The sequence below is a fragment of the Microcoleus sp. PH2017_05_CCC_O_A genome (genome assembly GCF_020738785.1).
GTDB lineage: Bacteria > Cyanobacteriota > Cyanobacteriia > Cyanobacteriales > Microcoleaceae > Microcoleus.
Genome location: NZ_JAEQCB010000101.1, coordinates 13,457 through 29,804, shown reverse-complemented (window position 1 = coordinate 29,804; position 16,348 = coordinate 13,457). Strand labels below are relative to the sequence as shown.

Below are 16,348 nucleotides of genomic sequence, written 5' to 3'. Positions count from 1 at the left end.
AAATGGTATTAGTGCTTCTTTCTTTCTTAATAGCCAGAGAGAGGACTGAAGTCCTTACAGACAACATGGTTTGTAGTGAGGACAGGTGCATCTGGTTTTTGCAGAGGGCGAAGCATTTCGGCACATAACTTATGAGTGAGAATCAGAGATTTACTGCCGAAATGCTTCGCCCCTACAAATCGTCAACTGTCAACTGTCAACTGTCAACTGTCAACTGATTAATCGTCTACTCCTTCAATCGGTGCAAAACCTTGGCGCTGAATATTTTCAGTTATAGTACGAGGTTCGAGGAATTGCAGCAAATAATCCGGGCCGCCCGCTTTGGAACCAACTCCCGAAAGTTTGAATCCTCCGAAGGGTTGGCGCGATACCACAGCGCCGGTAGTTCCGCGATTGATGTACAGATTTCCGACTTCAAAATCGGCTTTGGCGCGATCGATATGCGAAGGCGTGCGAGAATACAATCCACCAGTTAAAGCGAAATTCGTATCGTTAGCAATTGCGATCGCCTCATCGAAATTATGAGCCCGAATCACCGACAAAACTGGGCCGAAAATTTCTTCTTGGGCGAGAGTTGCAGTCGGCGCTACTTCCGTCACAATCACTGGGCCGACAAAATAGCCTGTTTGGGGCGCGGCCATTTCTAAGGCTATCTTAGCTTCAGCGCGACCTTTTTCGATGTATTCGCGGATGCGCGACTGCGCCGTAGCATCGATGACAGGCCCGACTTGAGTGCCGGGATTTTCAGCAGGGCCGACATTGAGCGATCGCGCTGCTTCTACCAATCTTTCCACAAAAGCATCGTACACCGACTCGACCACAATTACTCGCGAACAAGCGGAACATTTTTGACCGCTATATCCAAAGGCAGAATAAACTACGCCAGCAACTGCTTGGTCTAAATCCGCACTTTCATCGACAATAATTCCATTCTTGCCACCCATTTCCGCAATTACTCGCTTCAGGTGTTTTTGTCCCGGTTGCAAAATCGCAGCTTGGGCATAAATCTGACAGCCAACTTCCTGAGAACCTGTGAAGGTAATCATGTGAACGTCGGGATGTTTCACCATGTAAGCGCCGACTGTTGAACCTTTGCAAGGTACGTATTGAAATACGCCTTTGGGGATGCCTGCTTCTAGCAAAATTTCAGCTATCTTTGCAGCAATTACTGTGGAAAATTCCGCAGGCTTGAGTAAGGTACAGTTACCTGCAACTAGCGATGCAACTGTCATCCCGACGGGAATTGCCAGGGGAAAATTCCAAGGTGAAATAATCAGAGAAATGCCGCGCGGTTGATAGGTATAGCGGTTGTTTTCTCCGGGGATGTCGTAATTTTGCCCTTGTTCCAACCGTTCCATTTCGTCGGCGTAGTAGCGACAAAAATCAATGGCTTCGGAAACTTCGGCATCGCATTCTCTAACTGGTTTGCCGACTTCAAACACCATCCAAGCTGACAGTTCGTGGCGCCGCTGTTCCATCAATTCGGCTGCTTTGCGGAGGACTCCGGCGCGCTGGCGAACGGGGGTTTTGCGCCAACTTGTGGAGGCTGCTTTGGCTGCTTCTAGGGCTTGTTTGGCTTGTTCTTCAGACAGTAATCCGATTTTTCCGACTACTTCTGCGGGATTGGAAGGGTTGAGGGAATTAACTGTTGTTTCGGTGTTTTGGTACTCGCCATCGATTAGCGGCAAATACGTTTTACCTAGGTTGGCGCGCACTGATTTGATGGCTGCTTCTGCTTGTTGCCGCAATTTGGTATTGGCGTAGTCGGTATCGGCGACGTTGGGAAATACTTTGCTGTAAGCTATCTGGTCGTTGCCATTAGCGACTGGTGCGGCTAATAATTGTTCGATCGGCATTTCTTCGGAACTTTGCCGGATAAACGAACTGTTGGCGGTATTTTCCAGCAATCGGCGGATTAAATAGGCCATTCCTGGGAGCAAATCGCCGTAGGGACAGTATACTCGGACGCGATAACCGCGATCGACCAAAAGCTTGGCCAGTTTGTCGCCCATGCCGTACAGCACTTGCATCTCAAAGCGGCGGCGCGGTATATTGAGAGTCTCGGCAATCGCGATCGCCCTGGCTTGCGATCGGACGTTGTGACTTGCGATCGCAGCATACAAATATTCATGATTTTCGAGCAGTAACTGAGTCATCTGCTCAAAATTTGCATCCGTAGCAACCTTGTCATTGTAGACAGGCTGCGGCCAATCCTTCTGCATCGCCTTGATAGTTTCCTGATCCCAGTAAGCGCCTTTCACCACACGCACCGTTACCGGATTTCCGCGTTTTTTCGCCCAAGCAATAATGCCTTGCAAATCTTGTTTGCTATCACGCAAATATGCCTGCATTGTAATTCCGACATCTGTGCGATTGCGGAACTCTTCCTCTAACAATAAGTCTTTGAGAATGCTGAGAGTTAAACTCTTATATTCGTACTGTTCCATGTCGAAGTGAACAGCCGCACCCAACTCTTTAGCGCGCCGCAATAACAGGCGAATTCTCTCGCTAACTTTTTCCTCGCTGCCTTTCGCATCCAGCGGATCGAACTGAGAATAAAAAGCCGTTAACTTGACAGATACTTGCACTCGCGGCAGAGTTTCGCCGTCAGCCTTATCAATCGCATCTACCTGCGACCAATTCTTAGCTGCACTGCTCAATTCGGTCATCAATTCCAAATAGCGATTCAGATAAACTTCCGCCTCAGTTTCAGTAATCACAGCTTCGCCCAAAAGGTCAACTGTAAAACCCATTTTATCTTTGCGAAGTCGTTCTAAGGTTTTAATTACCTGCTTGATATTTTCCCCAGAAATATACTTGTGCGCCAAAGTTTCTACAGCAGGTGCAACCGTCGTCGCCGCCAATTGTCCAGGAATCGAATCAGCGTTAGTAAAACTTAGCAATTTTTTCAAAGCTTCCGGCAATTCTACCTCTTCCACAGTCAGGTATTCTTGCAAGTGGCGGGCAATTTCCGGCTTGCTGCGGAGTGCGGGTAAACAGTCAATAAATCGAAACAATTGCACCCGCAATCCAGGGCTAGCCATCGCCCAATCCATCAGTTTGTCGTCCCAACGCATTTGGTCTTGCAATTGACCAATAAACGATCGCTTTTTGTCTTGAGTTGCCTTAAGGATTTCTTTAGCAATTTCCTGAGTCTTTGCTTCGTAGATGCTTGGAGATACTTGTGCGACCATTGGTAATTAGTAATTGGTAATGGGTAATTGGCAACGGGAGCATCTCACTTTTGCATTTACAGTGCGAGCGTCCCCGCTCGCGTATTGTACAATACGCGAGCGGGGACGCTCGCACTACAATAAAAAAATGCTTTTTACAAAACTGAGATGCTCCCATTGGCAACCAGGGCGGGTCGATCTATTGTGCAACTACCCCCTGATACAATTATACTGGCTATTTGACTTCAATTTTCACTCCGTAGTTTGCTTGGCGATCGCCCGAAATTTCAATAGTATAATCGCCGCTGCTGGCTAGTTGACCTTGCCACTGACCTGTGCTATCAACAGTACCTACTTTTTCACCGTTAGGAGCAATAATATCTGCACTAACTTGACCTTCTTGAACCTTTACTGTCATGCTTTGGCCGCTATTGCATTCTAGCAAGTAGCGCTTCGATTTGTTGGCTGGCAAACTATTGCTGAGAGTAGTTCCGGTAGCACCTGCTGGAAAGCTAACTCGCTCAGTTACAGGGGTTTCCACCGCAGCGGGAGACGCCGCCGGAGAAGGTAACGGTGACGGGGAAGCAAGTTGCGGAACGCCTGAGAGCGATGGTACTTGAGTCGGATTCGGCGATGGTGCGCTGTTGGCGGGCAGTGTCTGCTGGGGTGCTGGGGGCACTCCGGGCTGGCGGTAGGCGCGCGCTGTTGGAACAGGGGGAGCGCTTTCCGGTAGGGGTACGTCGGAAGGCAATCTGATTTGAAGGTTCGCTCTTTCTTGATACATTCTCCACGCGAGCAAACTGCCGAGACTTATCGTGGAACCGACTAACATTCCGCTCAGAAAAATTGCCAATATTTGCCAGATTCGACTTGGTTTGCGATCGGGATTTGCGGTGTAATTTGTAACAGGTAAATCACCGATATTTTGACTGGTTTCCGGGGCATTTTCGGCGGAAATTGGAATTGTTTCTGTTTCGTCTATTGCCGTTAAAATATTTTCGGGTGCGGCAATTTCATCGGAAGTTTCTGGGGGTTGGGAAGTTGCTGTTAAAACATTTTCACTGGGGAGATTTTCTGTAGGAGTTTCTGGGGGTTCGGAAGTTGCTGCTAAAACATTTTCACTGGGGAGATTTTCTGTAGGAGTTTCTGGGGGTTCGGAAGTTGCTGCTAAAGCATCTTCAATTGGGGGGATTTCAGCGAGAGTTTCTGCGGGTTCGGAGGTTGTATGGGGATTGGTAATGACAGTATTCGCGAACTCATCGCTGTCAGTAGCAATTGTTTCCGGTTGCTGAGTCAAAATTTGATTTTTTTCCTGTTCGTTACTCATGGGACTAAATTTTTTGTACAAATACTGCTTTTAGACATTTTACGTTATATTAAATCTGGTGATGGTCGAATGATGCTGAGGGCGCGAGCGTCCCCTTCGCACTTAGGACTGAAGTCCTCACTACAAGCCAATTTTATGAGAAATTTGTCGGCTGGGGCGATCGCAAATTTAGCAACTTTTAAAACCTCTGATATTTATCGAGATGGACGATTGACTCTAAGGAGCCTCCCTGTCAATGTTTCCACATTAGAAATAGCCTCCGAAATTCGTGTAGCCATCCTCTGTCTGTCCTGTTGGTCGTCTTTACAGACAATGATACCAGCATGGTTAGGCTGTGAAGCGTGCAGTCGAATAAAATCGATACGATTTAGTGTCAAAACTGCCCGTTCGTTTGTAACAGCGGCGCGGGTGCGTCGCTCATATATTGTCGTCAATTACCGAGATTATCGCAGCGACACACCCTACTTTCATATCAAATCCCGTTGCATAGGAATTATTAATCTCTCTATTCTCTCTCTGTGTCCTCTGCGCCCTCTGCGGTTAAATCATTTCCATACAACCGGAAACGATATCACTCGCGGCGCGGGTGCGTCGCTCATATATTGTCGTAAATTACCTAGATTATCGTAGCGACGTACCCTACTTTGACTACAAAATTGGTACATTTGAATTTATCGTTGGGTGGGGGCGGGTTTTTGAGATTGTGGGTTTTTGGCGGGAATTTTTGGCGAACCCGCCCCTACAAGATACTCAATTATTAGGCAAAGATTGCCAAAAAGGCCGGGGTTCAGGCTTCCTCACAGTATTCGTCGCCGACTGTACATTTCCTTTCAATTCTTGATAATATCTATCGTCCAGAAAACTCATGCTAACACCAGCAGGAAGCAGCAATTGGCGCAATCTTTCTTGAGTGTAATCTAGACCATCAATTATCGGGCCGCGCGGATTTGAGACTAACAACTTACCGTTAACAGGCACCGAATTGACCATATTCGGCCACCAAGCATAACCGCTGTAGCCAAACATCGCTGGAACCTGAACGATTTGGTCGTCTGCGAGGGAAAACTCTCTTTTCAACTTCTCTAAAATCGGATAGAGTTTCTGCTTTTGCAGATTGAGATTGTGTTGAATTAAAGCAGGATTATTCAAGGCAGCCCTGACTGTAGTTTCGGTGCTCAAGCCGCGATTGATTGTAACATCACCATAACCTTTTCCCGCCAATTCTTCCAACAGCCTAACTCCGGCTTCTGGACTGGCGATCGCCATTATATATTTTCCCGGAATTTGAGTGGGAATAAAATTGATAATTTCATCGACTTGGCGAGTCAAAAGCCAAGAAGTATCAATATCCACCGCTGGGCCTTGAATTCTTTGAGCTTGAATAAAATCAAGTACCTCAGGATTAAAACCAGCATTCCCCGAATTTCCGTAATAAACTCGACCCATTGGATGTCCGGGAATCGGCGGCGTCACCTGCAAATTTCCGTATCCATCAGACCACTGATTCACAGGGTCTAAAGAGCGAGGTTTGCCAATTTTAAATACTCTCAAATCCCGCTCTTGATTTGACTTAGCCGGCTTGTCGAGTGCTGGATTGCTAGGGCTTTTAATCGCGACATTAACTTGACGCATATCGGATTTTTCTGGAACTTGAACGTAGCCATTTTTATGACTGTCTTGCATCCAAGCATTATCACCCTGGATGATTTTTACTTGAGCGCCCGTGGGTTCTACAGCTTGTTTGAGTTGGGAGATAAATTCACTGTTAGCCGAGCCTCGATCGCTGACCTGAACTTCTGTTACTGGTGCTGTATTTGGTGCTATCATCCAAGGACTAACGCCCATTTGGATGGTCGCGGCGGCGATTTGTTGACCGTTATTTTCGGCGGTTGCTTTGAGATTAACAGTGCCGTTCCAATTGCGATCGGCAAATTGTTTGGCTTCCACTCCTAAAACAATATTGGTGCTGAAAATTATGGGTTTAGTACCGGATATATCTACAGGTAGCCAGCCGCCGGCAGTTTTCTGAAAAACGCTGACGTAAGGGCTGCCAATGCTGTCAGCGGTGATAAATAATTGAGAATTTTTGAATTTTTCCGACAGGATTAAGTTAACTTGAGAAAGCATTGCTGCGCGGCGAGGGACGCTAACCTTGGTTTCTTGCCAAGTCGGTATTTTGCTGCGGCGATCGTTATTGCGATCGTTATACACAATCAGCGCGCCGCTGGACAATGACCATTGTTCTTTTCCGGCTTCGTCTAGCTGATTAATTTCGCCGTCTCTGTTAGTATCTCCCGCAAAGAAGAAGTTGGTCGGTGAGGTGGCGGGCGTAACTGGGGCTGGAGTTGCGGTTGCGGTTGATTCGGGAATTGCTGTTGCGGTTGACTCGGGAGTTGGTTGGGGAGTTGCTGGTTGATTGAGTTCTAATAGTTGTCTTTGTTGTTCTTTTAGGGCGAGTTCTTGCTTTTCTAATTCTTGCCTTTCTAGTTCTTTTAGTGCTAATTCTTCCCTATCTTTTGCTTGGCGGGCGAGTTCTTGTTTTTCTTGTTCTTGGCGGACTAATTCTTGCCTTGCAAATTCTTGTCTTTCTAGTTCTCTGCGGGCGAGTTCTTTTTTCTCTTGTTCTTGTCTCTCTATTTCTCGGCGAGCAAATTCTATTTTCTCTTGCTCTTTTCTGGCGATTTCTCTTACCTGTTCTTCCTCGGCTCTAATTTTCTGTGTAGAACGTGCTACTTGCCATTCGTAGGTAGCGAGAGTGAGGTTTCCTTGATATTCGATGGTTTTGTCGATCGCCCGTTCAGCCAAAAAAGAACCGTGGGGAATGAGCCGGAGGTTATTGATAGCCAATTGCCAAAAGCGTTGCGACTGTTCCCAAGTAGCGGGATCGGCTTTAGAAGTGCGTCCGATTACGACGGCTTGGGAAGCTATTCTAGCAGCTTCGTCCCAATTATTTTTGGCTTGTTTTTCGATTTGAATCTGATTTTGAACGTTTTTCTGGTTGCCAATATTCGGGAGAAAACAGACTGCTGTCGGGAGTTTGGGCAAGTTTATCTAATTGTACCTTGAGGCGATCGCGCAATTTGTAGAGTTCCGGGAGGGATTGCGGAGTGTCGCCGTCGGGCGATCGCGGGGAGAGTGCGAGTTGGTAGTTTAGGGAAGGTTGGGAGAGTGTTGCAGGGATTGCAACCCAAATTATACCGATGACGACACCGAAAGCATTGACGATCGCGATCGCCACATATCGAACCCAGCGCATATAGTTAATCCTCAGACACCCAAATGATTTTACCTAATCTTGGTGCATTTAGTAAGATTTTAGGATAGGTTTGGGCGATTCCCTACGGGATAGCTACGCTTCACGGCTTTTTTTTCAGTTTTGGGGACGTACCACCCGAATCAATTTACCACTCAATGTTTCTTCAGCAGAAATAGCATCATCGATACGTGATGCCAACCTTTCCCAATTGCGATCGTTAGTACAAGTAATAATACCAGAATGATTGGGTTGCAGGCGATGAAGTCGGATGAAATCTTGCCGATTCAATGTTAACACCGATCGCTCGTCACTCGTTGCAAATGTTAACACTCGATCGTCAGGAATTTTCAGTCCAGCATTTCCTGCTTCTTGAACAGTTAAAACATCGTGACCGAGAGTTCGGAGAATTTTTACAACAGCTATTGGGTATTGCTCATCTGAATATAAACGCGCCATATTTTAGGCTTCCTCATTTTCTCGGATTGCCAGTTCAATTTCATCAGGATATGCCTCAGCATAAGCCCAGGTATTTGCCAGATCTGCCGCACCAATAGTGGGATAATTTTCTAGCAAATCGGCTTCACTGTATCCGAGACGACGAGCTTCAATCATTACCCAAACAGGGATGCGAGTCCCAGCGATGCAAGCCCTACCGCCACACACGCCAGGAGTTTTTTCTATTCCTTGCCAAGTATTGCTTAAACTTTGAACTAATAGCTGTATGGCCTGAGTTTTTTCACGGGGAGTTAAGGCAAGGAGTTGTTTTTCTAATTCTTTCAGTGTCATTGTTTACTCTTCCATTTTTATCGAAGCAATATGGGTGCGATATATTATAGCAAACTCACCCCTGTGTAAAAATATTCTAACTTTTAATAAACCTCGCTTTCTTCCCTAACTTCATTATTTTCTTTGATTGCTTGTTCAATTTCTTCTGGGTAAGCATCAGCATAAGCCCAAGCATTTACTAAGTCAGCAGCAGTTAAATGAGGATAGCACTTGAAAAGTTCAGCATCGCTGCATCCGAGACGGCGATAACCCACAAGTACCCAAACTTGTATGCGAGTATTGCCAACACAAGCATCGCCGCCACACACGCCGGGAGTTTTTTTAATACCTAGCGAACTATTGCTTAAGGTTTTAAGTAAAATTTCTATAGCTGCTGCTTTATCTGCTAAATTTAAAGATGCCAAATCGACTTTTAATTCGGTTATTGTCACAGTTAACACCTCGTTTGTTTGGGAAGGCATATTTAATATTTTAGCTGGCGAGTTTCTTCATGTCTAGCTATGTTACCGAACAAACTCAGAAAAATCGCGATCGCATCCTCTACATCTGTGTATGCGATCGCCAATCCCTTGTTTTTCGTGTTTTTCGCGCTTTTCCCTCCTGCCTCCTCCTATACCTCATTTTTTCTTAGTGCGGTTGCGTTTTCTCGATTCAGCCGCCGTATTTTTGACTTTTTTTTGCTTTTCTTTACTTGCTTTAGAGCGATCGACAGCACTACCACTTATCGGTTTGCTTAAAAATCCAGAGGCATCGGAGTTTTGAGCTGCAATTATAGGGGCAATGCTAGCATTATATATCTCCTGAAATTGTTTTAGACCGTCCTCCGCACTCATATCAAACCCTGCTTGATGACCGAGCGTCATAAAAGATTTGGCAAATCCGAATTTAGAGGAATCTCCCATGATTTCCCCAAAATCATGCTCGATATCTCGCAGGTATTTGATAATTGAAGTAGCATTTCGCAGTTTAAATTCTCGTTTCAAAAATTGCCAGAACGCCAATAATTCCGGAATAGCATTTTCACCTTCTTCCGGCGAAAGCAAAGTCACTTTCCTGGGAAATAAGTCTTCGATTACAGTTTCCACATCTTCCACTTTCATGCGAGGCAGCGTAAAACCTTCATAGCCGAAACCGTAATAAATGAACTGCGCGATCCAAAATCCAACGTCTGGATAAGTTTTACAGTATTCTTCTCCTTCGGGAGAATTGACAAATAGCTCGATTAACGTTTCCTGATAATCTTCCAGGAGCGGTTCTGCTTCGTCATAATCTAGACCGTCTAGTTGGCGGATGTTAAAAGGTTGCTCTGACATAGTTGAAAAATTTTTAACTTAATTGACTTTAGCTCTAAGGTTAGTACAATTTTTGCCGATCGATTAATTCTTTAGATTTTTATTACATTTAAAGAATCTCCGATCGGTGCGTGTAAAAATTTTTACACGCACCGATCGCCCGTGACTATTTAAACCAAGCTAGTATTGCATGGGGCGATCGACTATCTCGCAAAAGTGCGATCGATAGGATACAATCTCAAGTAAAACTATAATTGTTTGAGCTTGGCAGCGCGCAAATGCAAATGTATGAAGTCAATGTTACCCGAAGAAGTTTGGATTGTGGTGGGGATGTGGGCATTTTGTTTGGTGTGTTATTTGTTAGTGTGGAAGTTTCGCGGCAGGCAAGAAGCAAACAGGATGCTGAGAAGCAGAATAAGCAGAAGGAAGTGAGGGGCCCAGAAACCGGGTTTTTTACGAAAAAACTTCGTGGCTGCCCACAGATTCGGTAAAAACCCGGTTTTTTTGTCGGAGTCAGTAAGTCCTGAATCTTAACTTGTCACCTCCGATCGTTCCATCTCCTTACTCGTAGCTACGATCGCAAAAAAATGGTATACTTTCATATTAATCTCCTACCTGGAAAACAACACATCACTGTTGTAGAAATTATTCATTTACTCCCTTATTCCCTAAAACTATCAGCAAAATCTATGAAATTTCGCTCTTGCTGGCTAATCTTCACCCTTATCGCACTTTCCTTAACAAGTTGCTCCCAGCCGAAGTCATCTCAAGAAATTGCGGAAACAGTTAAAAATAGCATCGTGCTGATTTCCTACCAAAATGAAAGCGGACACGGTACGGGCTTTATTGTAGCGGGGCCTGCGGGAGTTTGTACGGTACTCACGGCACGTCATGTGGTGGAAGGGCGCAGTTTGAACTTGCAAACTAACGACCAAAAACTTCATAAAACTAACAGTATCCAAGCAAGTCCCAATCTGGATTTAGCAGTGGTAACGTTTCAGTCTGCCGGGGATAAATGTCCTTATCCGAGTCTCAATTTTGGCGATTCCGATAGCGTGAAACAAACAGATCAAATCTACATTTCTGGGTTTCCAGACAGGGCTGGTGGCGGCAAATTAGTGAGACAGTTTGTGCGAGGTTCGGTATCGGGGTTGGATGTGTTGGAACAGGGTTATGGGATTTCCTATGATGCTAATACTTTTGGCGGGATGAGTGGCGGGCCTGTTTTAGATGCTAGCGGGAAAGTGGTTGCAGTTCATGGGAAAACGGACGCTCAAATTGTTGCTGATTTGCAGAGTCAGCAAGCAAGTTTGTCTCCGCAACAGCAAGTGGCGCTGCAACAAGCGGCGGCAAGAGTCGCTGGTGGAGGGGTACAAGTTAATACTTTTCGGTGGGGAATTCCGATTAAAACTTATTTGGCAAATCAGTCTAATTTGGAAAATAAACTCATTGCTAAAGTAGATTATACTAAACTGGAACAGTTATTGGAAGCCGGGAAGTGGAAGGAAGCAGATGGGGAAACTACTAACAAAATGTTAGAAGTAGCGGGGAGACAAAAAGAAGGTTGGATAGACATTGACAGTATCAAAAATTTTTCCTGTCCTGATTTGCGGGCGATGGATCGACTTTGGGTAAAATACAGTGATGGACGCTTCGGTTTTTCGGTGCAGAGGCAGACTTATCAAAGTCTTCGCGGCACTAAAGAGCATGATAAGAAGGTCTGGTTAAAGTATGGAGAGGAGATTGGCTGGAAACAGAGAGGAGAAAAAGGAGAATGGATGTCATATTCTCAACTAACTTTTGATACCAATGCACCAAAAGCCCACCTCCCAGCGGGGTGGTCGGGGCGAGTTAGTCCGTCGAAATTCGGGTTAGTGGGGGTATGGATGATGGGATGGAATCCTGAGGTAAAGGGTCCGGTGCAGACACTTGTAACGTGTAACCTATAAAGGCTTCAATTTTTTATTAAAAATTGTCCGGGAGTCAAAATCCACGAAGTCATGCGATGTCTGAGTTTCCAATACCTGGCACTGGGGGGTTATCTGATGTCCATTAACCTTATTCTTATATGTCATTGCGAGCGAAGTGAAGCAATGACATTCGCTGGCTATCAAGTATGATATCACTTAGCAGAATTAGATCCAGTAATCCTATCCTCCTCTGCCAAAAAAGGAGTTAAATCAATCTCTGGCGAAGTCTCAGAAAACTTAGAAGTTGCCAACTTACCCTCACTATTTTGATAAACCCCAGTACCACTCAACAGATTTTCTGTCATATCTCGCATTGCGTTATAAGCCTCTGTATCGCTACCCGGTTTCAACGTTACCAACAGCGGACAACTATCGCCACTCAACTTAGTTTTAGCACAAATCACGTATTGCTTTGGCGTATTAGGATCGCCTCGATAACCTAAGCGAATCAAACCATCTTTGCGAAAACCTTCCAAGCGTTCAGAAATTATTTCGCAGCGTTTTGCAGGCGTAAAATCGCTGCCTAAAGTTGTCACCATTTTCAGCCAAGGTTGTTGACCTTTATCGTGACGGTACATGACAGTCCAAACTTCACCACCCCGCTGAGTATCCGGTCGAAGTTGACAGGAAAAACGAGCGTTTTGTCCAAACAGCAGGGGCGGCCAACCTTGAGAATAAGCAATGGCGGCACCAACAACAGCCGCGAATAAACCTAGTACACCGATAGTTGCGTGTGTAACGTTCCAAAACTTTCCACCATTAGTCACGGTAAAGCATCCTCCATCAAATTTTAATAGACTACAGAAACGAGATAGAACTTGCGCGCGGGAAGTCAGAAACCGGGTTTTTTTCGACAATACTTCGCACTCACCCAGAAATTCGGTAAAAAACCCGGTTTCTAGGCGTCGTCCAACGGGTAAGTTGTGCGATAATAAGTTGAGAAATTCTACACCAGCAAAGTAACATATTCCCGAAAAACTCGCTGGCTGTCGATCGCCCTTTGTTACCATGCAACCAGATAACTCCAATCTAAAAAAAGGTTTAGTCGCTTTTAATACCTGCAATTACACCCAAGCATTTAGCTTGTTAAAACCGCTAGCAGAAGAGGGAAATGCTGAATCCCAGTGCGTCATTGCCAGTATGTACCATTTAGGATTAGGTGTAGAAACAAGTACCATGAAAGCGATTCAATGGTACATCAAATCCGCTGAACAAGGCTATGGTGTTGCTTCAAACAACTTAGCAGGAATTTATCTGTGCGGTGCTGACGGTGTAGCAGCCGATCGCACTCAAGCAGATCGCTGGTTTCAAAAAGCCAGAGAACAAGGCTTTTCACACACACCGAACAAAAGTGCAAAAGATGCGATATAATATCAAGTAAAACTATAATTGTTTGAGCTTGGCAGTCCGCCACTTCAAATTATGAACTCAACACAACAGTTTACAGCAATCATTGAACGAGAAGGCGACGGATATATATCCCTTTGCCCAGAACTTGATATTGCCAGCCAAGGTGACAATATAGAAGAAGCCCGACGGAATCTCATCGAGGCGCTAGAACTATTTTTTGAGACAGCAGATCCTTCTGAAGTAAAGAATCGGCTGCATAGTAAATTTATGGAACACGAGCGAAAATCATGCAATTAGAAGATTACTTTGAATTCTTAACACCAGAAGATATCCGCATCAAAGGAACCCGCGTAGGTATCGAACACATTCTCTACGAATACATTTACCGCAACCAAACTCCAGAAGCCATAGCTCAAAAATTTCGGACAGTTACTATGGCTCAAGTTTATGCTACGATTTTGTACTATCTAGAAAATCAAAAAACTGTAGGTAAATATGTAGGAGACTGGTTAGAATATTGCCTAAAAGCTGAAGCTGAGTACGATCGCAATCCATCACCTTTTGTCTTAAAAATGCGTCAGCTTAGGGAACAAAAAAATAAATCGCAACAACTGGATCGAGCGCATTAATGATTGTTAAATACTTGTTAGACGAAAATATGGCTCCTGAATATCGAGTGCAGCTTTTATATCATCAATCGGATATTATTGTGTTGGTAGTTGGTGATGAAGGTGTTCCGCCAAAAGGAACGAAAGACCCAGAAATTTTATGTTGGTGCGAGGAGAATAACTTTATCCTCGTTACTAATAACCGACGTTCAATGCCAGTTCATTTGTCAGACCATATAGCCCAAGGTCGTCACGTCCCAGGAATTCTGACAATTCGTTTAAATGTAGATATTGGCAAGGTAATTGAGGGTTTAATTGAAATTGCTGGAGCATCTTTTGAAAATGAGTATCAAGATCGGATTGAATTTATCCCGCTGATGTAATTTATCGCATAGAGAAGACTCGGCGATTGAAATCGCGACTATACAAACGAAGTCGGCCTCCGCCGACTGAAGAATATTTATATCAATACAAAAACCCGGTTTCTGGAAGAAACCGGGTTTTATCGTCTGCGTTAATCCGCGTTAATGTACGATCGCAAAAATCCTACAACTGCTTCACCTCAGCAACCAATTTTGCAACCACATCCTTAGCGCTACCAAACAACATCATCGTCTTATCTTTGTAAAACAACTCGTTGTCAACACCCGAAAAACCAGCACTCATACCGCGCTTGATCACGATCGTATGCTTGGCCTTATCAACCTCCAAAATCGGCATCCCGTAAATCGGGCTAGCCGTATCGTGGCGCGCCGCCGGATTCACGACATCATTCGCCCCGATTACCAAAGCAACATCGGTTTCGTCAAATTGCGGGTTGATATCGTCCATATCGTACAACTGCGGATAAGGCACATTTGCTTCCGCTAGCAACACATTCATGTGCCCCGGCATCCGCCCAGCCACCGGGTGAATCGCGTATTTCACGTCAACACCCATTTTTTCCAAACCGTCGGCTAACTCGCGTACCGAATGCTGGGCTTGCGCTACAGCCATTCCGTAACCCGGAATAATTACTACCGATCGCGCATAACCCAACATCATCGCACTTTCTTCGAGATTGATGCTGCGAACAGTTTTGTCGATCGCCCCACCAGCAGCAGCCCCAGCAGCCGCACCACCGCCGCCGCCTCCAAATGCGCCAAACAGCACGTTAGAGATCGATCGATTCATCGCCTTGCACATAATCTGCGTCAAAATGATTCCAGACGCGCCAACAAGTGCACCAGCAATGATTAGCATATTGTTCATCAAAATGAACCCAGCCACACTCGCCGCAATCCCCGAATACGAGTTAAGCAGCGACACCACCACCGGCATATCGCCGCCGCCGATCGGCAGCACAAACATGATCCCCAGGATATTGGAAATCGCCACCAAACCCAAGAATACCGGCACATCCTCGGGGTGAAACACCATATAACCGCTGCCGGCTAAAAGTGCGATCGCAAGTATTGCATTAAACGGCTGTTGCAGCGGAAACGAAATCGGCGCCCCCGGCAGCAATTCTTGCAGTTTTGCAAACGCCACAAGGCTACCAGTAAAGGTAATTCCGCCGATTAACACGCCCAAAAGAATCGTAATTGTCGCATCGGGCGCAGGCGATTGGGGGATGCTGAGATAGCGCCAGAATTCCCCTACAGCAACGAGTGCAGAAGCTGCGCCGCCAAAACCGTTAAGCAAACCCACCATCTGCGGCATATCCGTCATCGCCACGGTTTTCGCCATAATTGTTCCCAAAATGGAACCGATGATGATGCCAACAGCAATCAATTCGTAGCTGACTACTTGCTTTTCCAGTAAAGTACCGACGATCGCAATTAACATCCCGATCGCAGCTAACACGTTTCCTTGACGCGCAGTAGCCGGGGAACCCAACTGTTTCAAACCGACGATAAATAAAGATGCGGCCACTAGATAGCCTAGCTGAATGCCGCTGGGTAGAAAATCGCTCACGCTTTAACCTCTTTTTTCTTGAACATTTGCAGCATTCGATCGGTTACTAGGAAACCGCCGACAACGTTAATTGTGGCTAGGGCGATCGCGATCGTCCCCAAAATCGAAGTAACAGTCACATTACCTTGGCCTGAAATTAGAATCGCCCCTAAAACCGCAATTCCTGAAATCGCATTAGAACCCGACATCAAAGGTGTATGTAGCGTCGGTGGGACTTTGTTAATAACTTCAAATCCCACAAACGATGCTAGGGTAAACACCACTAAACCTGCAATCAATCCTTCTGCCATAATAAGTGTGAGTTGGTGATTGGAAATAACTCGTTCTCGGTTGCGTTTTGCATTAAGATTCGGCGGTTGAAACCGCTACTACACAAACGAAGTCTGCCTCCGCAGACTAAGAAATAAAAGATGATTCGGCGGTTGAAACCGCTACTACACAAACGAAGTCTGCCTCCGCAGACTAAGAAATAAAAGGGGTATTCTAGCCAGATTTGGTATCACTGATAGGCAGAGCCCTGTAACTATAGAACTTCATTAGTCCGCGGAGGCGGACATTGTTTGTGTAGCCGCGATTTCAATCGCCGGGGCTTCATTAGTCCGCGGAGGCGGACATTGTTTGTGTAGCCGC

18 protein-coding genes are annotated in these 16,348 nt (G+C 45.5%); 6 read left to right on the top strand and 12 right to left on the bottom strand.

The features are described from left to right. Positions 1 to 218: 218 nt before the first annotated feature. The 9 genes from pruA to JGK20_RS22365 form a co-directional block, all read right to left on the bottom strand. Positions 219 to 3,194, bottom strand: coding sequence for an L-glutamate gamma-semialdehyde dehydrogenase (pruA, locus tag JGK20_RS22405; protein WP_293232202.1), 2,976 nt, complete (start codon positions 3,192 to 3,194; stop codon positions 219 to 221). Between the two features lie 214 nt (positions 3,195 to 3,408). Then, positions 3,409 to 4,500 (bottom strand): hypothetical protein, encoded by a 1,092-nt coding sequence (locus tag JGK20_RS22400; protein ID WP_293178188.1) that lies wholly within the window; start codon positions 4,498 to 4,500, stop codon positions 3,409 to 3,411. Between the two features lie 194 nt (positions 4,501 to 4,694). After that, the gene (locus JGK20_RS22395) at positions 4,695 to 4,934 is read right to left on the bottom strand and encodes a DUF5615 family PIN-like protein (RefSeq protein ID WP_293192917.1); all 240 of its coding nucleotides are present in this window, start codon (positions 4,932 to 4,934) and stop codon (positions 4,695 to 4,697) included. 316 nt (positions 4,935 to 5,250) lie between these two features. Next, the gene (locus JGK20_RS22390; protein WP_293232200.1) at positions 5,251 to 7,545 is read right to left on the bottom strand and encodes a protein-arginine deiminase family protein; all 2,295 of its coding nucleotides are present in this window, start codon (positions 7,543 to 7,545) and stop codon (positions 5,251 to 5,253) included. Continuing rightward, positions 7,448 to 7,756 (bottom strand): hypothetical protein, encoded by a 309-nt coding sequence (locus tag JGK20_RS22385; protein WP_293232198.1) that lies wholly within the window; start codon positions 7,754 to 7,756, stop codon positions 7,448 to 7,450. The genes JGK20_RS22390 and JGK20_RS22385 overlap by 98 nt, the downstream gene beginning before the upstream one ends. Before the next feature lie 114 nt (positions 7,757 to 7,870). Beyond that, positions 7,871 to 8,212: a DUF5615 family PIN-like protein gene (locus JGK20_RS22380; RefSeq protein WP_293205788.1), complete on the bottom strand. Its 342-nt coding sequence runs from the start codon at positions 8,210 to 8,212 to the stop codon at positions 7,871 to 7,873. A gap of 3 nt (positions 8,213 to 8,215) precedes the next feature. Further along, complete coding sequence (locus tag JGK20_RS22375; protein WP_293205790.1) at positions 8,216 to 8,542, bottom strand: DUF433 domain-containing protein; 327 nt, start codon at positions 8,540 to 8,542, stop codon at positions 8,216 to 8,218. An 83-nt stretch (positions 8,543 to 8,625) separates the two neighbouring features. Then, positions 8,626 to 8,973, bottom strand: a complete 348-nt coding sequence (locus JGK20_RS22370) for a DUF433 domain-containing protein (protein WP_293205792.1) — start codon at positions 8,971 to 8,973, stop codon at positions 8,626 to 8,628. A 186-nt stretch (positions 8,974 to 9,159) separates the two neighbouring features. Next, positions 9,160 to 9,855, bottom strand: coding sequence for a hypothetical protein (locus tag JGK20_RS22365; RefSeq protein ID WP_293205794.1), 696 nt, complete (start codon positions 9,853 to 9,855; stop codon positions 9,160 to 9,162). Positions 9,856 to 10,122: 267 nt separating this feature from the next. Here JGK20_RS22365 and JGK20_RS22360 point away from each other — a divergent pair, with 267 nt between their 5' ends. Both JGK20_RS22360 and JGK20_RS22355 read left to right on the top strand, forming a co-directional pair. After that, positions 10,123 to 10,266 carry an HIG1 domain-containing protein gene (locus JGK20_RS22360; RefSeq protein WP_293232196.1) on the top strand — a complete coding sequence of 48 codons (144 nt, stop codon included), beginning with the start codon at positions 10,123 to 10,125 and terminating at the stop codon, positions 10,264 to 10,266. 257 nt (positions 10,267 to 10,523) lie between these two features. After that, positions 10,524 to 11,783: a GUN4 domain-containing protein gene (locus JGK20_RS22355; protein ID WP_293205798.1), complete on the top strand. Its 1,260-nt coding sequence runs from the start codon at positions 10,524 to 10,526 to the stop codon at positions 11,781 to 11,783. 173 nt (positions 11,784 to 11,956) lie between these two features. On the opposite strand, the gene JGK20_RS22350 is transcribed toward JGK20_RS22355, so the two are convergent. After that, on the bottom strand, positions 11,957 to 12,814 hold the full coding sequence (locus JGK20_RS22350) for a COP23 domain-containing protein (RefSeq protein WP_293205800.1): 858 nt from the start codon (positions 12,812 to 12,814) through the stop codon (positions 11,957 to 11,959). Between JGK20_RS22350 and JGK20_RS22345 the strand changes: the two genes are divergently transcribed. The 4 genes from JGK20_RS22345 to JGK20_RS22330 are packed head-to-tail and all read left to right on the top strand — an operon-like array spanning position 12,813 to position 14,145. Continuing rightward, on the top strand, positions 12,813 to 13,175 hold the full coding sequence (locus JGK20_RS22345; RefSeq protein WP_293205801.1) for a tetratricopeptide repeat protein: 363 nt from the start codon (positions 12,813 to 12,815) through the stop codon (positions 13,173 to 13,175). The genes JGK20_RS22350 and JGK20_RS22345 overlap by 2 nt on opposite strands. Positions 13,176 to 13,226: 51 nt before the next feature. Beyond that, a complete protein-coding gene (locus JGK20_RS22340) occupies positions 13,227 to 13,451 on the top strand; it encodes a type II toxin-antitoxin system HicB family antitoxin (RefSeq protein WP_293205803.1) in 225 nt (74 codons plus the stop codon). Further along, positions 13,442 to 13,783 carry a DUF433 domain-containing protein gene (locus JGK20_RS22335; RefSeq protein WP_293205805.1) on the top strand — a complete coding sequence of 114 codons (342 nt, stop codon included), beginning with the start codon at positions 13,442 to 13,444 and terminating at the stop codon, positions 13,781 to 13,783. The genes JGK20_RS22340 and JGK20_RS22335 overlap by 10 nt, the downstream gene beginning before the upstream one ends. Beyond that, entirely contained in the window at positions 13,783 to 14,145 is a 363-nt protein-coding gene (locus JGK20_RS22330) for a DUF5615 family PIN-like protein (RefSeq protein WP_293205807.1), read from the top strand. Before JGK20_RS22335 ends, JGK20_RS22330 begins: the two co-directional genes overlap by 1 nt. A 163-nt stretch (positions 14,146 to 14,308) precedes the next feature. Here the strand turns inward: JGK20_RS22330 and JGK20_RS22325 are convergent, their stop codons facing one another. Both JGK20_RS22325 and JGK20_RS22320 read right to left on the bottom strand, forming a co-directional pair. Then, the gene (locus tag JGK20_RS22325) at positions 14,309 to 15,718 is read right to left on the bottom strand and encodes an NAD(P)(+) transhydrogenase (Re/Si-specific) subunit beta (protein WP_293232194.1); all 1,410 of its coding nucleotides are present in this window, start codon (positions 15,716 to 15,718) and stop codon (positions 14,309 to 14,311) included. Beyond that, positions 15,715 to 16,008 carry an NAD(P) transhydrogenase subunit alpha gene (locus tag JGK20_RS22320; RefSeq protein ID WP_006633295.1) on the bottom strand — a complete coding sequence of 98 codons (294 nt, stop codon included), beginning with the start codon at positions 16,006 to 16,008 and terminating at the stop codon, positions 15,715 to 15,717. The genes JGK20_RS22325 and JGK20_RS22320 overlap by 4 nt, the downstream gene beginning before the upstream one ends. Between the last annotated feature and the right edge of the window lie 340 nt (positions 16,009 to 16,348).